This window comes from Pontibacter sp. GD13 (genome assembly GCF_058216355.1).
The window spans coordinates 134,110-150,240 of sequence record NZ_JBYZMQ010000002.1; the positions used below are offsets into that span (position 1 = coordinate 134,110).

Below are 16,131 nucleotides of genomic sequence, written 5' to 3' on the forward strand. Positions count from 1 at the left end.
ATGCGTGAATTAGTAAGACTTCTCCTGCCGATCACGCATGCACACAGTCAACATTTTCTACCATCTTATCAAAGCGGAGGCCCAGGTGAAGCCACTGCCAAAGGCCGCCAGGCAAACCAGGTCGCCTTCCTTAATGCGCCCTTCCGCTACGGCCTCGCTCAACGCGATGGGTACTGAAGCGGCGGTGGTGTTGCCATACTTGTGGATGTTGCTCATCACTTTCTCAGCGGGTAGTCCCATTTTTTGCTGGATATAGGAGGTAATGCGCAGGTTAGCCTGGTGGGGCACCAGCATGTCCAGGTCTTCGGGCTTGTAGCCGTTCTTGTTCAGGGCCTCCATGATCACCTCCGGAAAACGGGTAACGGCGTGCTTAAACACCATGTTGCCGTTCATGTAAGGGTAAATGCGGCCATCGTCGATCATCTCGTGGGTCAGGCGCTCCTTTTTGTTGCTGTCCGGGGCAAGCACGGCCAGTTCCTCGGCAAACTCGCCGTCGGCGTGCAGGTGCGTGGACAGGATGCCTTTGTCGTTGCTCTCGGAAGGGGTGAGCACTGCAGCGCCGGCGCCATCGCCAAAGATAACCGATACCCCACGGCCCCGCGTGCTGAAGTCCAGTCCGCTGGAATGTATCTCGGAGCCTACCACCAGCACATTGTTGTACATGCCGGTTTTAATGAACTGGTCGGCCACGGAAAGGGCATAGATAAAGCCCGAGCACTGGTTGCGCACGTCCAGGGCGGGGATTTCCTTAATGCCCAGCTCGCGCTGCAGCAACACGCCTGATCCCGGGAAAACATAATCCGGACTGAGCGTGGCAAACACGATCAGGTCCAGCGCCGATGCTTCCAGCCCGGCCATTTTCAGCGCCCTGCGGGCAGCCTCGGCTCCCATGTTTGCCGTGGTATCCACGCCTTCTTCAAAATAATGGCGCTCCACAATACCGGTACGCTCCCGGATCCACTCATCCGTGGTATCCATTATCTTCTCAAGGTCTTTGTTCGTGACAGTGTTGGCAGGCACATAATGGCCAACGCCGGCTATTTTTGAATTACGCATGTCTGGTTTCTTAAACTGTTACAAGTATACTAATTTTTAATGGATTTAGATTCGTCTAAAAATAAATTGTCGCTTCCTGTGCTCCTGTTCTTTAGGCAGGTAAAACTCTGCCCCCACCCGTGATAGCCGAATCTACACAATCAGTTGCCATAACTTTTTCTCTTCTGATGCCCAGAAAATGTCTGTCGGGATACCCGAAGTATAAAAGTGCTGTTGCCGCAGCGCCTGGAACAGTACAGGTACGTCGGTGTCCGTGAAGTTGATGGAGATACCGGCCTGGTGTTGTTTTACTTTACGCTGCCAAAGCGCGTTTTTGGGGATCAGCACGGGCAGCCCGTGCGCCATGTACTCATAAAGCTTGGTGGGCATGCAACGAGCTGTGCTGGCGTTTGGTTGGTAAGGCAACAGGCCCACATTGCTGCTCCGGATCGCCTCGATGATCTGCTGGTGCGGCACCAGCCGGTCGCCCCCGACCAGGTGGATAAAAGATTTGCCTTTTATCCGCTGTCGCAGCAGTTTGAGGGTGTCCTGCTTGGCGCAGTAGCCGATGATACAGAGGGTAGAGGAGGCATCGTGGGCATGCAGCCGCTCCGCCAGGGTAATAGCCTCCATTATGCCATATTCTGCGGCAATGGTACCGGAATACAGAAGGCGCAGCGGCGTCTGCTTTAAATGCACAGGCGTTGGCGGGGGAGTGTAGGCGGCTGCGGGCTGGTATTTGTTTTCCAGGATGCTGTACCTGCCCTGGAGAAAAGGCAGCTCGCCGGCGTAGCTTCGTTCTGCCAGCAGGAAATGGTTGATGCGCGGTGCCACCAGCTTTTCGATGCCCCGCACGCCCCAGGCAAGCAGCTGCCTGAGCACAGGAGGATAGTTGGCTTGCTGGCGCAGGTTCAGGGCGTAATTCTCCTGCACATCATACAGCAGCCTTACGGGCTGGCGCCTGCTGTACAGGTAGCAGGGCAGCAGCAGCTCGTGCGTGCAGGCAAGCACGACTTGGGGCCGTAATTCCAGCAATAACCTGTAAAATCTAAACTGGGCTGCAATGCGGGAAACACTCAGGCGCCGAAAAAAAAAGAGCGGTACAAACCGAATGTTTTGCGGGGCCGCAGGGGGGAGCGGTGCCTCAAAGCCGCAAACAGTAATTTGTGTGCCTGGTAATTTGCTAAGCGAAACAGCCAACTTCTCATATAGGCGCGTGTCGTTCACGGGCTTCAGGAGGGAGGCAATTAGAATTCTCTTTTCAGACATCCGCTAAATTTAATACTTTTGCGCATTAATCTTACTTAACTACAGACATGGCAATAAGAGAAATAATAGAGCAGGCCTGGGATAACCGTGAGCTCCTGCAGGAGCGCCACACCATGGAGGCCATTCGCAGTGTGATCGATGAGCTTGACAGGGGGATACTGCGTGTAGCAGAGCCGAAAGGAGAGGAGTGGCAGGTAAATGAGTGGGTGAAGAAGGCGGTGCTGATGTATTTCCCCATCCAGGCGATGCAAACCATTGAGGTGGGCCCTTTTGAGTTTCATGACAAGATAGCGCTGAAGCGTAACTATGCGCAGCTGGGTGTGCGGGTAGTGCCGCATGCCGTGGCCCGTTACGGCGCTTTCCTGGCTAAAAGCGTAATCCTGATGCCCTCGTACGTGAACATAGGCGCCTATGTAGACTCCGGTACCATGGTAGATACCTGGGCAACGGTAGGAAGCTGCGCGCAAGTGGGCAAAAACGTGCACCTGAGCGGTGGTGTGGGCCTCGGCGGTGTACTGGAGCCGGTACAGGCGGCGCCGGTTATAATTGAGGACGGTGCCTTTATCGGGTCCAGAAGCATACTGGTAGAAGGATGCCGCATAGGCAAGGAGGCCGTAATCGGTGCGGGCGTTACCATTACGGGCAGCTCCAAGATCTTCGATGTGACCAGCAGCGAGGAGAAAGTATACAAGGGCTATGTGCCGCCGCGCTCTGTGGTAATACCGGGTTCCTATACCAGGAAATTCCCGGCCGGCGAGTTCCAGGTGCCCTGCGCCCTGATCATCGGGCAACGCAAGGAAAGCACCGACCTGAAAACCTCGTTGAACGATGCACTCCGCGATAACGCGGTAGCGGTTTAAACAAAAGCATCTTTAAGAAAGCCATAAAAACCAGTGGCAAAAGTTTAACAGGACTGTTTTATTTGCATAGGTTAGAATGCCGGATAATCGATTCGTGATCTGAATCTTGGAAGTATATGCCTTTTAGGAGGGGGATACTTTCAAAAGATTGGTAGTTTTTTTAGTTCCTCCTCCCTCAGGGAGGAGGAGGGTTTTGTGGTGTCCACTTTGGAAAAAATCCCCCTCTCCCCAGCCCTCTCCCCAAGGGGCGAGGGAGTTTTCCTGGTTCCTACTCTCTTTGATAGGAGACTAGTAGAAGGGTGCTTTACAAAAAAGGTTGACCAGCATAAATACCCTACACTAAAACGCCTCTGCCATATAACTGGCAGAGGCGTTCTGGTATCTGTTAGCTAAGGTTTACTTGCTACTTCTTAAACCTGTCGGCCACGATCAGCTCTTTGGTGCCGTGGGTCCAGGAGTAAAAACCGTTGCCTGACTTAATGCCTTTGTGCCCTGCCTGCACCATGTTTACCAGCAGCGGACATGGGGCATACTTTGGGTTGCCGAAACCTTCGTACAACACATTCAGGATGGAAAGGCAGACATCCAGGCCAATAAAGTCGGCTAGCTGCAGCGGTCCCATCGGGTGCGCCATGCCCAGCTTCATGATGGTGTCGATCTCTTCTACGCCGGCCACGCCTTCATACAAACTGTAGATCGCCTCGTTGATCATGGGCATCAGGATACGGTTGGCGACAAAGCCCGGGTAATCGTTGCACTCGGTAGGCACCTTGCCCAGCTGCAGCGACATGTCCATCACCTGCCGTGTTACCTCATCGGAGGTGGAGTAGCCACGGATAATCTCTACCAGCTTCATCACGGGTACCGGGTTCATAAAGTGCATCCCGATCACTTTGTCGGGGCGGTTGGTTACGGCGGCAATTTTAGTGATGGAGATAGAAGAAGTGTTGGAGGCAAGTATGGCCTCAGGTTTGGCGAAATTACTCAGGTCGCGGAAGATCTTCAGCTTGAGGTCAACATTCTCGGTGGCGGCCTCCACTACCAGGTCGGCTTCCTGCACGCCTTCCTGCATACTGGTAAAAGTAGAGATGTTGTGCAGGGTTTTGTCTTTCTGTTCTACCGTCAGGTTGCCTTTGGCCACAATCCGGTCAAGGTTTTTTGAAATGGTGGCGAGTGCCTTCTGAAGAGCCTCCTCTGAGATGTCTATCAGTGATACCGCAAATCCATTTTGTGCGAAAACGTGCGCTATGCCGTTGCCCATTGTTCCAGAGCCGATTACCGCTACTTTTTTCATAGGTCGAGTTAAAGTAAAAATTGGTGTATACAAAAATACTATAATTCTGGATAAGCTGTCACGAATTTTGGCATGTATTGAAAGACTTCTAATTCTGCCGATGCTATACTTCCTAGCCATAATCGAGAAAAGAGTGGCTTATTTCTCAGGTTCTGGATGGGTAAGACTGGGGGGGAAGTTTAGGTTAATGAGCGCTTAAGGCTGTTGCCGCTTACTTAAGTTTGGCTACAAAGAAAGCAAATGAAGAAAAATTATATAAATAGATGCTATTATATAAATCCTTTAGAATAAGTCGCCGTAAAAGCAAGAAATAGAAAAAATGCAAATACTGACTGTTGTAACATCAAATGTATGAAGATGTTATTTTAACAGCAGAATGCTTTTTTACACTTAAACGAAGCATCTAAACTATGGGAAATTTATTGTATGTTATTGCAGTTGTGTTGGTTATTTTTTGGCTGATCGGCTTTCTGGGCTTTCCGGATGCCGTTGGAGGAATTATTCACATACTGCTGGTACTGGCTGTGATTGCCGTTGTACTCCGCCTGATACGAAGTGCCTAACCTGTTAGGAATATTTTCGTTATAATGTATACTTGTTAAAACTGAAACACACTAAACAACAAAAACTATGGGAAATTTATTGTATGTAATAGCAGTGGTACTGGTAATCTTTTGGCTGATCGGTTTCTTAGGATTCCCGGATGCTGTAGGTGGCCTGATCCACATTCTGTTAGTAATTGCAATTATCATCGTACTACTCAGACTGATACGCGGCTAACGCGTTTTTACCAAATAGCATAAAAGAAGGCTGCCCGATAAAGGCAGCCTTCTTCTTTTTTTAGTAGCTGATAGTTACCCTACTTATCTACGGAGCGGGATGTTGAAACCAGCCCGGATCACAGGGTTGGAATAGGGCGAGTCAAGGTCGTTGAAATTATACAGCACTAGGAAATCAAAAGAGGCCTTATCGCTTATCCGTTGCCTGTAGCCAAGCCCGGCCATGGGCATGGCAGCCGTTCTGCGGAAATTCTCCACTTGTCCGTTGCTATACTGCAGGGCATACTCCACGCTGAGCACTTCATATTCGGCGTGCACCAGCAAGGCCCCGCTGTTGATAAGCCCGGGCAGCACCTCATGTTGGGCAAAGGCCCGGCCCCCGTAGTTTTGCAAAGAGTAGCCTCCGCTCCGGATAAAGTGGTACACGATGCCGGTGCCCACATAGAACTTATCGGTTACACGATAGCCCAAAATGGGCAGCAGCGAAATATTGGTATAGGTTCCGAACTGCAACCCAAAACTGCCCCCAAAGTATAGCCTGTCGGCGAAAGTTTGCCGCTCCTCATCCTGTGCCTGCTCTACTTGCGGCTGCACCACAGGCTTTTCTGGTATGCGCTGGGGCTGCGGCGCCCTCTGTTCCACAGGTGGGGCAGGAGGACCGGTGGGAAGCGAGGGTTTATGCTGCGTTGTATCCGGGATCTGCGCAAAAGCAGGCTTACAGACAAAAAGCAACGACATAAAGCTAAGCAAAGCAACAAAACGGCGGGCTGAAGCCATACTGTAACGTAAGTTGGTTAAAGAGTTATTTAACTAACGCAGTGGCATACATTTTCTTACGAAGCTCTTTGATGGTTTCATCCGAAAGGTACTCCTCATACGTCATGCGCTTATCAATAATGCCGTTGGGCGTTAACTCGATGATGCGATTGGCGATGGTATCCACAAACTGTAAGTCATGGGAGGAGAACAGGATCGTGCCCTCAAACTCCTGCAGGGAGTTGTTCAGGGCAGTGATCGATTCCAGGTCCAGGTGGTTGGTTGGTTCGTCAAACACCAGGGCATTGCCCGATTGAAGCATCATTCTCGAGAACATGCATCGCACTTTTTCTCCACCAGACAGCACATTGGCTTTCTTCAATGATTCCTCTCCCGAGAAGAGCATGCGCCCCAGAAAACCGCGAATAAAACTCTCGTCTTTCTCTACAGAGTATTGGCGCAGCCAGTCCACCAGGTTCAGGTTTGTCTCAAAAAACTCCTGGTTATCTTTCGGAAAAAAGGAGGATGTGATGGTGGTTCCCCATTTAAACGAGCCACTATCAGCCTTCTCCTCGTCGAAGAGGATCTTAAAAAACGAAGAAGCGGCAATGTCGTTCCTGCCGATCACCGCGATCTTATCGCCTTTGTCAACCATGAAGCTGATGTCGGTAAAGATCGGCTGCCCATCCACATACTTGCTTAGGTTCTCTACGTGCAGAATCTGGTTGCCAGCCTCGCGCTCAGGCTTGAAGGCTATGTACGGGTATTTACGCGAGGAGGGCTTGATGTCTTCCACGGTGAGTTTCTCCAACAGTTTGGCACGCGAGGTGGCCTGCTTCGATTTAGAGGCGTTCGCGCTGAAACGGCGGATGAACTCTTCCAGTTCCTTGCGCTTGTCCTCTGTCTTTTTGTTGGCATCGGAGCGCTGTTTCATGGCCAGCTGGCTGGACTGGTACCAGAAGCCGTAGTTACCGGCAAACATCTGGATCTTTCCGAAGTCGATATCGGCCACGTGCGTACAAACCGCATCCAAAAAGTGGCGGTCGTGCGATACCACGATCACCGTGTTGGCAAAATTATCCAGGAAGTTCTCCAGCCACATGATCGACTCGGCGTCCAGGTGGTTGGTAGGCTCATCGAGCAGCAGGATATCGGGGTTTCCGAAGAGGGCCTGCGCCAACAGCACGCGCACCTTCTCGCTGCCGCTCAGGTCTTTCATCTGAGCGTAATGCAGGTCTTCCGTAATGCCCAGTCCGCTTAGGAGTTCAGCTGCCTCGTACTCGGCGTTCCATCCCTCCATGTCGGCAAATTCGCCCTCCAGCTCAGCGGCACGCAGGCCATCTTCCTCGTTAAAGTCAGGGCGGGCGTATACTTCATCCTTTTCCCGCATAATGTCCCAGAGGCGCTTGTGGCCCATGATCACCGTTTGCAGGGCAGGGTATTCGTCAAACTCAAAGTGGTTCTGCTTTAATACCGCCAGGCGTGCGGTGGCAGGCATCTCCACAGAGCCGGTGTTGGGGTCTATCTCACCGGATAGTATTTTTAGAAAAGTTGATTTACCGGCACCATTGGCTCCAATTAAACCGTAGCAATTGCCGGGTACAAATTTTATCGTTACGTCTTCAAATAATGTGCGCTTTCCATAGGCTAAGCTGACATTGCTGGTACTAATCATAAAGAACTGTGTATGGGTGTTTGGTTATGCTTACTGCAAAACTACAAAATAAAACTTGTGATTGACATAGCCAGTGCTGATCTAGCCCATGGCCGGGCATCAGGTGCGTGCGCTAAAACATTTTAAACCAAGGCTTTCTGTAGCAATTCGTTAAAAATTATAGCGCAAAGCACAACGCCATCCCACAATCTTTAGTATATAGTTTTGATAATATAATGCTAAAGGAGACAACCTGGCACAGGATGCCCTTTATTTAGTTATACTTTAACCAAATTAAAGGTTAAACTGTTCATTTTGAAATGATTAATTAAACGTATAAAAACACAAAACATGGCATCTTCTAACATAACCTATCAGAAGGTTTCGATCAAGTATGGAATCATCGTGGGCCTGGTGCACATGGCTTATTTTCTGTTAATGTGGATTTTAGGGCTGACGGATGTGGTGGAGTTATCCTTTATCAGCGGCTTGTTCCTGGTGATCGGGATCGTAATGGCCATCTCAAGTTTCAAACGCAACAAGCGGGGCATGATTGAGTACTTTCAGGGGCTCGCTATCGGGGCGACAGTGGGGGTAGTGTCCTCTTCGTTACTGGCGGTGTTCCTGATGATCTTTGTTAATTTACTGGATACCGCTTACCTGGAATCTTTACAGGCGAGTTCCCTTTTTCCGGCTAGCCTCTCCAAACTTTCCCTTTTTGTACTGACCATCGTGTACGGCACTGTTCCGGGTTTATTGATCGCTTTTATTGCCATGCAATGGTTTAAGGAGCCGGATCATACCATGACGGAACGCGTTTGATATGATTTTAAGAGAATAAACTAGCTATGGAAAAGATTGGACTAAAGTATGGGATGCTGACCGCTGCAGGCCTGATCAGCTATTTTTTGCTGATGCGTGTACTTGGGCTGGCACACATTGTAGAGCTTCGTTTTTTGAACGGGATTATCATGGCTATTGGTGTTACCATGGCCATTCGAGCCTACAAGATAAGCGTAAACGGCCATATAGGGTACTTGCAGGGCTTTGGGGTGGGCACCATTACGGCTGTGGTAGGCACCACGCTTTTTGCCGCCTTAATGGTTTTGTATGTAAAAATTGCCGGCGAGTCGTTGATACACACTTTGGCTTCGGGGCGCTATTTCGGAGAACAGATATCTCATACGCCGGGTGTGGTCATCTTCATCGTGCTCATGATGGAAGGGGTGATCTCGGGAGTGATGATATCCTTTATCGCCATGCAGTGGTTTAAGCGTAGCGAACATAAGGTGCCAAACAGTCCCTGAGAATCTGTAGCACTGGCACATTATCCTGGTTATCCTAAAAAGAGCAGCCCCGCTGTATGTTATCAGCGGGGCTGCTCTTTTATTAAATTCTCTTTACTATCTGGTCTGGCCGTTGAATGATTTGAACTACTACCTCGTGTAAGTCGCCTTCCTTGTCCTTTAGTTTAAAGATCACCATAGGGTTATCGGCATCATGTATGGATTCGATTGCCACTACTTCTTCGCCTTCTCCTAACTTCGCCTCTAACTGAGGTCTCAGCTCTTTAAACGCTTTCGCAAAATCTACCTCCAGCTTACTAGGATTATAATACGTAGTTCTCATACTGCTGTTTTTTTTTGGCTCATCATGGTCACGCTTCGTAGGTAACCCTTATTAAAATACTATTTGTGGGTGCTTATTGAGTTATACCTTTAATAACATATAGAGTTTCATATAATTGAATTATCGTTTAAGTTCTTTGTATAAGAATTATAACTGTTTGAATAGTTATAAATTAGGCATGAGAGCTTCCATAGGTTCTATTAGAAAAGTATAAAAAAAATAAACTGCTCGGACTCTAACTAAGTTAGCTTGTTTTCGTTTTACCTATTAATACCCTTTCAGCCAAATCAGAAGGGGATTTTAAAATTCAAAGTCATGCTTAAACCTATACTTTTCATTTTCGCATTCTCTATTATTACGCTCTCTCATGCACAGCGCATGAAGGTAACCGACGATCGCCTGGACAAACAGGTGCTGGCCGTTCAGGTAAGCGGACCCGCCATGGCCGATTTGGAGTTGCAGCAGGAACTGGGGCTAAATGAAGAGCAGATAAAGCAAGTGCAGCTAATAAATGTAAATCGCTACCGGCAGATTGAAGAAGCGGAGTTGCTTTTTGAGGATAACCCGATCCAGCGGTCTAAAGCGATTTATGCTATAAACATGGAAACGGACAAAATCCTGTCAACCCTGCTGCATCCAAATCAGCTGCGCGTATTCCTTGAAATGAGTGGGCAAACGGAAGACCACTTTGCCGCTGAAAGCGAATAAAGCGAATAAAATAAGACCCCCCTACAAACAGCAAAGCCCGATTTATTCGGGCTTTGCTGTTTGTAGGGGGGTCTTGAGGGATACTTCAGACACTTTTCCGGTAGGGTTAATGCGAACTTCCAGTCGGTTTGCCTCTGATGAAAGCTTATCGGCGGCAGTACACTGCGATCCGGGCTCTATGTAATAATAATAGATCCGCTGGCTTCTTTCCAGCAGGCTCTCGCTATCCGGCTTTCCCAGTAAGTTACGCACCATGTATTCCTTTTTCCCATACAAGCCATCCCGAAGCTGCTTAAGCTCGCCAATCATATGCTGTCTGGCACCCGTACAACCGTTGCGGTCGTCTTTCCAGCTTTTGCTGTCAAAATCTTGCAGGCTGTCTGGTGTGCCGCAGGAGCAGAGTACCAGTAAAAATAAAAACGAGGAGGATATTGAAGATTTAGCCATGAGGTTCATTTAAAGTATAAAGTTGCAGCCTGCCAGGTTATGAAGCAATCCAACGCTAAAAAAAATACTTTTTTATATTTACCCTGTATAAGAAAGCACCTTTGCAGGCCGTTGATAATAAGAGGATTAACTAGAACCTGGTGGCGTATGCAACAAGTATAGAAGTGCTTTTGAATACTGTAAATCACAGGGTAAGGGAACAATTTAACCTTTTATACCTGTTGTTTTAACTGATTGCCTAAACTTGAAGCTAACCAAAACCTTATGCTAAGAATAATCATTGCCTCGTTAACGCTTGGCCTTCTCTCTTTCCATACGCCTGAAACCATCAAGACTACAACCGTTCCGGCTACCACCCGTAACGTATCTGGTAATTCCGCTACCCTCACATTCGAAATGAAAAAAGAAGCCTTCGATGTGCACATGCAGGAAGTGTATACTGCTGCAGGCCTTCAAAAGAAAGGCCTGCCACTGTCCGTTTTCCGCAATGCATATGTAGGTTACCACAATTTAAAGCTGCGCAAGCAGGCAGCGCCCTCCAAGTCTATCTTAACCATTGTTGATTTTACGAAGCCCAGCAGCGAGAAACGCATGTGGATCGTGGATGTGGATGCTAAAAAATTATTGATTCACACGCTGGTCGCCCATGGCAGGAACACCGGGCAGGATAAAGCCACCTCTTTCTCAAACCAACCTAACTCTTACATGAGCAGCATTGGTTTTTACCTGACCGACGCTACTTATTACGGCAAGCATGGCTTATCGCTGAGGCTTTCCGGTATGGATGCTAAGTATAACTCCAATGCCATGGCGCGCGCTATTGTGGTGCATGGCGCAGATTATGTGAGCGAAACGTTTGTGAAGCAGAATGGCCGTTTAGGCAGAAGCTTGGGCTGCCCATCGGTACCGCAGGAAATATCAAAGGAAGTGATCGAAACTATTAAGGATAAAACGGTGCTGTATATCCACGGCAAAGAGTCTTCTTATACCTCAAATTACCTAAACCAGGAAAACGCGGTGGAGGGATACGCCCTGGAATCTATGCAGGAACTGATTAACGCATAACACAACCTAAACTGCGCATGCAGGTAAGCAGGGCCTGGCAGAGAATCATCTCTGCCAGGCCCTGCTTTTTTTAAGCCTCGTCCTTGGTGGTCTTTACCAGGCTGATGCCTGCAAAGAAGAAGATCAGTCCTACCACAAACGGAACAGCTGAGGTGAACTTGCCCACCGCAGCGCCATCGCCACCCATCAGGAAGGCGTACGCTCCCCATATTATGCCGATGATACCTAGTATTAGCAACACCGCGCCAAATGTTCTTTTCATATTCATAGTTGTGTAGTTTAAATGTAATTATCGCTGGTTTTCCAGCAAACTACCTCTAGTACGAAAACCAGCAGATTTGGTGTATCTTAAAATGAATATGTTATGCAACAGGCCCTCAACCAAGTATAGCATACTTCCAAAATTTGGGCGCTATACTTTTCTCTGTATAAATAAATGCTGTTTTCATGATTCCGGTTTTAAAAATACCGTACAAGTTTTCAGATTATCATTTCGTAGGGAAGCTTACGGTTAATTTTTTTAATTCATTACAGTAGAGTAGAACATCAGAGGAATGAGAGGAATAATTAAGTATGTGATTGCCATGCTGCTGGCGGCTGTATCGCTGGTTGCCTATTGGTGCAACACCCAGGAAAACGAGTTTACCGGCGAGGCCCAGCACGTAGACATGACCGTGGAGCAGGAAATTGCGCTGGGGCTGCAGGCGGCCCCCGAAATGGCCCAGCAGTATGGTGGCCTGTACGCCGACAGGGAGGTAGCTGCCAAAGTAAAGGAGATCGGGCAGAAACTGGTACAAAGTACCCGCGTGAGCGAAACACCTTATGAATTCGATTTTCACCTGCTGGCCGACGAAAACACGGTAAACGCTTTTGCTTTGCCGGGCGGACAAGTCTTTATAACGGCGGGACTGCTCAAACAGCTCGAAACAGAAGGCCAGCTGGCCGGTGTGCTGGCGCACGAGATCGGGCATGTGGTGGCCCGCCACTCGGCCCAGCAACTAGCCAAAGCAAAGCTGACGCAGGGCCTGACAGGCGCAGCGGCCATTGCCACGTACGATCCGGACAATCCGGCCAGCAGAACCGGCGCAGTGGCTGCGGCCATGATCGGGAAACTACTCAACATGAGCTACGGACGCGAGGATGAGCTGGAGTCGGATAAGCTGGCCGTGCAGCTGACAGGGGAGGCCGGCTACGACCCGCGCGCCATGGTGGACGTGATGCGCATACTGGAGCAGGCAGGGGGCGCCTCGAGGGGGCCGGAGTTTTTGCAGACGCACCCTAACCCCGGTAACCGCGCGGCAGAGATTGAGAAAGCCATCCGGGGAGAATACCCGCAAGGCCTGCCCACGGGTTTAACACCCTGATTAAACGATGTTTATCAAAAAAGGCACACAACTTTAATTGATAGGCGTTGTATAACAAATAGTGCAACCAGGTGATGGTTGTACTCCGCTTCGCCGTTGCATTACCCAGGTAATGCGCCCTATGCTACTGTATATTTATAACTATGAAACTTACACGTATGCCAACTAGAAATCAAAATCAGGATCAGCATAAGAATGAGGCCAAAAAAGGAGATATGAAGTCTGGAACTTCCTCCACATCGGCCAAAACTGATGCTAACAAGGGCACATCGTCAAAGAGCGGTAGCTCTTCCAGCCCTTCATCTAAGTCCTCGGGCTCTTCCAAATCGACTAAATAAGGAAGAACCGATAAGTTTAATTATTCTAAAACGAAAACTAATCTCTACACAAGAGGTTAGTTTTCGTTTTTATAGGCCAGCCTACCCGAAACTCACGTATCAATGGCTGAGTAAACCAGTTTGCCCATGAATGAAAAAGTAAAGTTTAAGCGGTTGCTTTTTGTGATAAACCCGATTGCAGGGGATGTGGAGAAAGAAGAGCTGGAGGAGGAAGTGCTGGAAGAGTGTAAGGCCCATCACATCAAGTGCGACATTTTCAAAACAACCGGCGAAAACGATCAGGAGGAAATCCGCAAACATATCGCCCGCCACCCTTACGACGCCGTTTTTGCCGTTGGGGGAGATGGAACCGTGAACATGGTAGGAGACCAGTTGATCGGGACAAAAATTCCACTGGGCATCATCCCGCTTGGCTCTGGCAACGGTCTTTCCAAAGACCTCGGCATTCCGCAGGATGTGGAGGAGGCGCTGGCGTTGATTCACAGGCACGTGATCAGGAGCATCGACACCCTGACCTTAAACGGGGTGCCCTCCATCCATTTAAGCGACCTCGGGTTTAATGCCCTGGTGGTGAAGCGTTTTTGCGAAGGCGATACCCGCGGGCCGGGTTCATATGCCTGGATCGCGATGCAGGAGTACCTGAGTTACGAGCCCAAGTTTTACCGCATCGAAACGGATGTGGAGAACTATGAGGGAGCCGCCTTTATGGTGACCATTGCCAACGCCAACGCCTTTGGCTCAAATGCCAACATTAACCCGAATGGCATCCTGAACGATGGCCGTTTCGAGATTTGCCTGATCGAGCCGTTTCCGAAAGCCGCCGCAATCGGTATTCTTTATAAACTGTACACCGACAGCATAGACGACTCGGTGTTTACACGCAAGATAAGCTGTAAGAAAGCAACCATCTACAACACAGAGAACGAGCTGCTGCACATTGATGGGGAACCCGTTGACCTGGGGGAGGAGATTAAGGTGGAGATGCACCCTAAAAGCCTCCGGGTTATCTTACCGGCACCAGATGTGGCTTAGCTAAACCTTAAGGAATCAGATTACCTGCGGCTGGGGCCGCAGCGTTAACTCCAGTTTCTTCCGGAAGGCAACCACAGCACCTTCCTGGTTGTCAGCCACTGTTCTGGCCTCCACCCATATTTCGCCGTTGCTGTAGTAGTTGAACACAAAGAAGCCCAGGTTCTCGAGGGTGAAAGTCGCTTTGCCCCCCTTTTTTACAAAAGCTGTTTTGCTGCATGCGCCACTCACCAGGTAATGGTTCTGCTGTACCTCAAAGTGCTGCAGGTTATGGTCATGGCCCGCCACATACATGATGTTGGTATACCTGCTAAAAATGCGCAGCAGCCTTTTGCGCATTTTCTTGTATTTGCGGTGCGACATGTCTTCGCTTGCCCCAAAAAGCTGCCTGTAAAAGGGATAGAGCGATCCAAAGATGGGCAAGGGGATATAGAACCGCTTGTGGGCGGCTGTTAAAGGGAAAATGTGCTGTTTGATGGTAAACTTACCCCCGTGCAGGGCATTGCTGTACAAAGGGTGGTGGGCCGCTATCAGGATGCGCTGGTGCCTGTTCTCGCGGAGTACCTTGTGCAGGGCCAGGTAAAATTCCTCAATGTTGTTGTAGGGGCAGCCATACTTGCTCCCCAAGGGCTTCTCGCCGCGCTGCACCCACCATTGTGTGTTGATCACGAGCAGCAGGAGCCCTTCGGCAAGCTGTACCGTTGCAGGGCCCGGGCAACCATGCCGGGGCAGGTAGCTTGTTTCATCCCCGGTTCTGTCGTGCACATACTTTTCCTGCCGCAGCATTTGGGCATACCCTCCGGGGCGCCCCTTCAGCCAGTCGTGGTTGCCACTCAAAAAAATGCTTTTCTCACCGAAGCGGTTTACCGTGCCCAGCAAAAGGTCCAGCCTGGCTTCTGCCAATGGCCGGTGGCGGTGCCCTGTCGGGGGCAGGCCGATAGGGTAGAGGTTATCCCCCAGAAAAACGACGGTCCCGGCCTCAGCCGCTTCCTGCTGCCACTCCTGCAATATCCTGATCACCGGGTCCGTGCCATCGGTTGCCACAGCGCCAATATCACCCAGCGCGGCTACCGAGTGCACCAGCCGTGCCTCCTGCGCAGGGGCATAATGTTGCCAGCCAACATCGGAAAGTCTGTAATACGGTTTGCGTTTATACTTTCTCTCCTGCCAATAGCTAAACAGGATGAAGGCGATGAACAAGGTGGGAAGTATGATCAGAAAGTAGGTAAGCATGGGGCGGGCAGGATGGCTAAAAGTTGGGTGGTGTCAGGTTTTTAAAGTGGCCGTTCAGCCTGATGCGCTCCTTCAGCCGCTCGGTTTCCAGCACGATGGGCACCACCTGCTGCAGGTGCTGCAGGATGGCATCCTGCCGTTCTGCCTCCGTTTCTATCTGCAGCAGGGTATATTCCTGTTCAGTGTTCAGGCCCAGGTGATGCGCCACATCATAGCTCTTGAAATCTTCGGCCAGGTCCTGGTACAAATTATCCAGGCCCAGCGCGTCGTACAGTTTTTCGAGCAGTTCCCTGATCTTAAGTTTCGTGAGCACATCCTCCTGAAAATTATTCTCAACCATTTCCACCTCCCCACCGGCGTACAGTTTTCCTGGTGCAAGCTTATCGAACTGGAGCACCTTAAAAATGGCGGTGCCTTTTGTCCGGATGTCCATTTCCCCGTTTAGATGCTCTTTCTCCACCTCCAGCAACTCGACTTCGGTTCCGTAAACACCCACCACGTTTTGGATGAAAACAGGGATGCCGAAAGGTTGTTTATGCTCCAGGCAATCTTTGACCAGTTGCTTGTAACGGGGCTCAAAAATATGAAGGTTTAGTTTTTCGCCCGGAAATACCACAATACTCAAAGGGAACAGGGGAAGATACTTTGCCATAGAGAGGGTTTTTGCGTTT

Annotated in this window: 19 protein-coding genes; 9 read left to right on the forward strand and 10 right to left on the reverse strand. The window is 49.7% G+C overall.

Annotated elements, in window-relative coordinates; genetic code table 11:
• Positions 1–57: 57 nt before the first annotated feature.
• A complete protein-coding gene (locus tag AC4BAN_RS04190; protein ID WP_490563118.1) occupies positions 58–1,056 on the reverse strand; it encodes a 3-oxoacyl-ACP synthase III family protein in 999 nt (332 codons plus the stop codon).
• A gap of 132 nt (positions 1,057–1,188) precedes the next feature.
• A complete protein-coding gene (locus AC4BAN_RS04195; protein WP_490563119.1) occupies positions 1,189–2,304 on the reverse strand; it encodes a glycosyltransferase in 1,116 nt (371 codons plus the stop codon).
• A gap of 47 nt (positions 2,305–2,351) precedes the next feature.
• Between AC4BAN_RS04195 and AC4BAN_RS04200 the strand changes: the two genes are divergently transcribed.
• On the forward strand, positions 2,352–3,164 hold the full coding sequence (locus AC4BAN_RS04200) for a 2,3,4,5-tetrahydropyridine-2,6-dicarboxylate N-succinyltransferase (RefSeq protein WP_490563120.1): 813 nt from the start codon (positions 2,352–2,354) through the stop codon (positions 3,162–3,164).
• 403 nt (positions 3,165–3,567) lie between these two features.
• Here AC4BAN_RS04200 and AC4BAN_RS04205 read toward each other — a convergent pair whose 3' ends face one another.
• Positions 3,568–4,458: a 3-hydroxybutyryl-CoA dehydrogenase gene (locus AC4BAN_RS04205; protein WP_490563121.1), complete on the reverse strand. Its 891-nt coding sequence runs from the start codon at positions 4,456–4,458 to the stop codon at positions 3,568–3,570.
• 410 nt (positions 4,459–4,868) lie between these two features.
• Here AC4BAN_RS04205 and AC4BAN_RS04210 point away from each other — a divergent pair, with 410 nt between their 5' ends.
• Together AC4BAN_RS04210 and AC4BAN_RS04215 are read left to right on the forward strand one after the other, a co-directional pair.
• The gene (locus AC4BAN_RS04210) at positions 4,869–5,021 is read left to right on the forward strand and encodes a lmo0937 family membrane protein (protein ID WP_490563122.1); all 153 of its coding nucleotides are present in this window, start codon (positions 4,869–4,871) and stop codon (positions 5,019–5,021) included.
• A gap of 67 nt (positions 5,022–5,088) precedes the next feature.
• The gene (locus AC4BAN_RS04215) at positions 5,089–5,238 is read left to right on the forward strand and encodes a lmo0937 family membrane protein (protein WP_490563123.1); all 150 of its coding nucleotides are present in this window, start codon (positions 5,089–5,091) and stop codon (positions 5,236–5,238) included.
• An 83-nt stretch (positions 5,239–5,321) separates the two neighbouring features.
• Here the strand turns inward: AC4BAN_RS04215 and AC4BAN_RS04220 are convergent, their stop codons facing one another.
• Together AC4BAN_RS04220 and AC4BAN_RS04225 are read right to left on the reverse strand one after the other, a co-directional pair.
• Positions 5,322–6,014: a hypothetical protein gene (locus tag AC4BAN_RS04220; RefSeq protein ID WP_490563124.1), complete on the reverse strand. Its 693-nt coding sequence runs from the start codon at positions 6,012–6,014 to the stop codon at positions 5,322–5,324.
• Positions 6,015–6,039: 25 nt separating this feature from the next.
• Positions 6,040–7,668: an ABC-F family ATP-binding cassette domain-containing protein gene (locus AC4BAN_RS04225; protein ID WP_490563125.1), complete on the reverse strand. Its 1,629-nt coding sequence runs from the start codon at positions 7,666–7,668 to the stop codon at positions 6,040–6,042.
• A 330-nt stretch (positions 7,669–7,998) separates the two neighbouring features.
• On the opposite strand from AC4BAN_RS04225, the gene AC4BAN_RS04230 reads away from it, so the two are divergent.
• Both AC4BAN_RS04230 and AC4BAN_RS04235 read left to right on the forward strand, forming a co-directional pair.
• Entirely contained in the window at positions 7,999–8,469 is a 471-nt protein-coding gene (locus AC4BAN_RS04230) for a DUF4199 domain-containing protein (RefSeq protein ID WP_490563126.1), read from the forward strand.
• 26 nt (positions 8,470–8,495) lie between these two features.
• A complete protein-coding gene (locus AC4BAN_RS04235) occupies positions 8,496–8,954 on the forward strand; it encodes a DUF4199 domain-containing protein (RefSeq protein WP_490563127.1) in 459 nt (152 codons plus the stop codon).
• 82 nt (positions 8,955–9,036) lie between these two features.
• Here the strand turns inward: AC4BAN_RS04235 and AC4BAN_RS04240 are convergent, their stop codons facing one another.
• Positions 9,037–9,276 carry a hypothetical protein gene (locus AC4BAN_RS04240; RefSeq protein WP_490563128.1) on the reverse strand — a complete coding sequence of 80 codons (240 nt, stop codon included), beginning with the start codon at positions 9,274–9,276 and terminating at the stop codon, positions 9,037–9,039.
• A gap of 315 nt (positions 9,277–9,591) precedes the next feature.
• On the opposite strand from AC4BAN_RS04240, the gene AC4BAN_RS04245 reads away from it, so the two are divergent.
• On the forward strand, positions 9,592–9,984 hold the full coding sequence (locus AC4BAN_RS04245) for a hypothetical protein (protein WP_490563129.1): 393 nt from the start codon (positions 9,592–9,594) through the stop codon (positions 9,982–9,984).
• A 42-nt stretch (positions 9,985–10,026) separates the two neighbouring features.
• Here the strand turns inward: AC4BAN_RS04245 and AC4BAN_RS04250 are convergent, their stop codons facing one another.
• Positions 10,027–10,431, reverse strand: a complete 405-nt coding sequence (locus tag AC4BAN_RS04250; RefSeq protein WP_490563130.1) for a hypothetical protein — start codon at positions 10,429–10,431, stop codon at positions 10,027–10,029.
• Positions 10,432–10,695: 264 nt separating this feature from the next.
• Between AC4BAN_RS04250 and AC4BAN_RS04255 the strand changes: the two genes are divergently transcribed.
• Positions 10,696–11,496, forward strand: a complete 801-nt coding sequence (locus AC4BAN_RS04255) for a murein L,D-transpeptidase catalytic domain family protein (protein WP_490563131.1) — start codon at positions 10,696–10,698, stop codon at positions 11,494–11,496.
• A 70-nt stretch (positions 11,497–11,566) separates the two neighbouring features.
• Here the strand turns inward: AC4BAN_RS04255 and AC4BAN_RS04260 are convergent, their stop codons facing one another.
• Positions 11,567–11,758, reverse strand: coding sequence for a hypothetical protein (locus tag AC4BAN_RS04260; protein WP_490563132.1), 192 nt, complete (start codon positions 11,756–11,758; stop codon positions 11,567–11,569).
• 292 nt (positions 11,759–12,050) lie between these two features.
• Between AC4BAN_RS04260 and AC4BAN_RS04265 the strand changes: the two genes are divergently transcribed.
• Together AC4BAN_RS04265 and AC4BAN_RS04270 are read left to right on the forward strand one after the other, a co-directional pair.
• Positions 12,051–12,860 (forward strand): M48 family metalloprotease, encoded by an 810-nt coding sequence (locus AC4BAN_RS04265; protein ID WP_490563133.1) that lies wholly within the window; start codon positions 12,051–12,053, stop codon positions 12,858–12,860.
• Positions 12,861–13,324: 464 nt separating this feature from the next.
• Positions 13,325–14,230 (forward strand): diacylglycerol/lipid kinase family protein, encoded by a 906-nt coding sequence (locus AC4BAN_RS04270; protein WP_490563134.1) that lies wholly within the window; start codon positions 13,325–13,327, stop codon positions 14,228–14,230.
• 15 nt (positions 14,231–14,245) lie between these two features.
• Here the strand turns inward: AC4BAN_RS04270 and AC4BAN_RS04275 are convergent, their stop codons facing one another.
• Together AC4BAN_RS04275 and AC4BAN_RS04280 are read right to left on the reverse strand one after the other, a co-directional pair.
• Complete coding sequence (locus AC4BAN_RS04275) at positions 14,246–15,460, reverse strand: metallophosphoesterase (RefSeq protein ID WP_490563135.1); 1,215 nt, start codon at positions 15,458–15,460, stop codon at positions 14,246–14,248.
• A gap of 16 nt (positions 15,461–15,476) precedes the next feature.
• Positions 15,477–16,112, reverse strand: a complete 636-nt coding sequence (locus AC4BAN_RS04280; RefSeq protein WP_490563136.1) for an LON peptidase substrate-binding domain-containing protein — start codon at positions 16,110–16,112, stop codon at positions 15,477–15,479.
• Positions 16,113–16,131 lie beyond the last annotated feature (19 nt).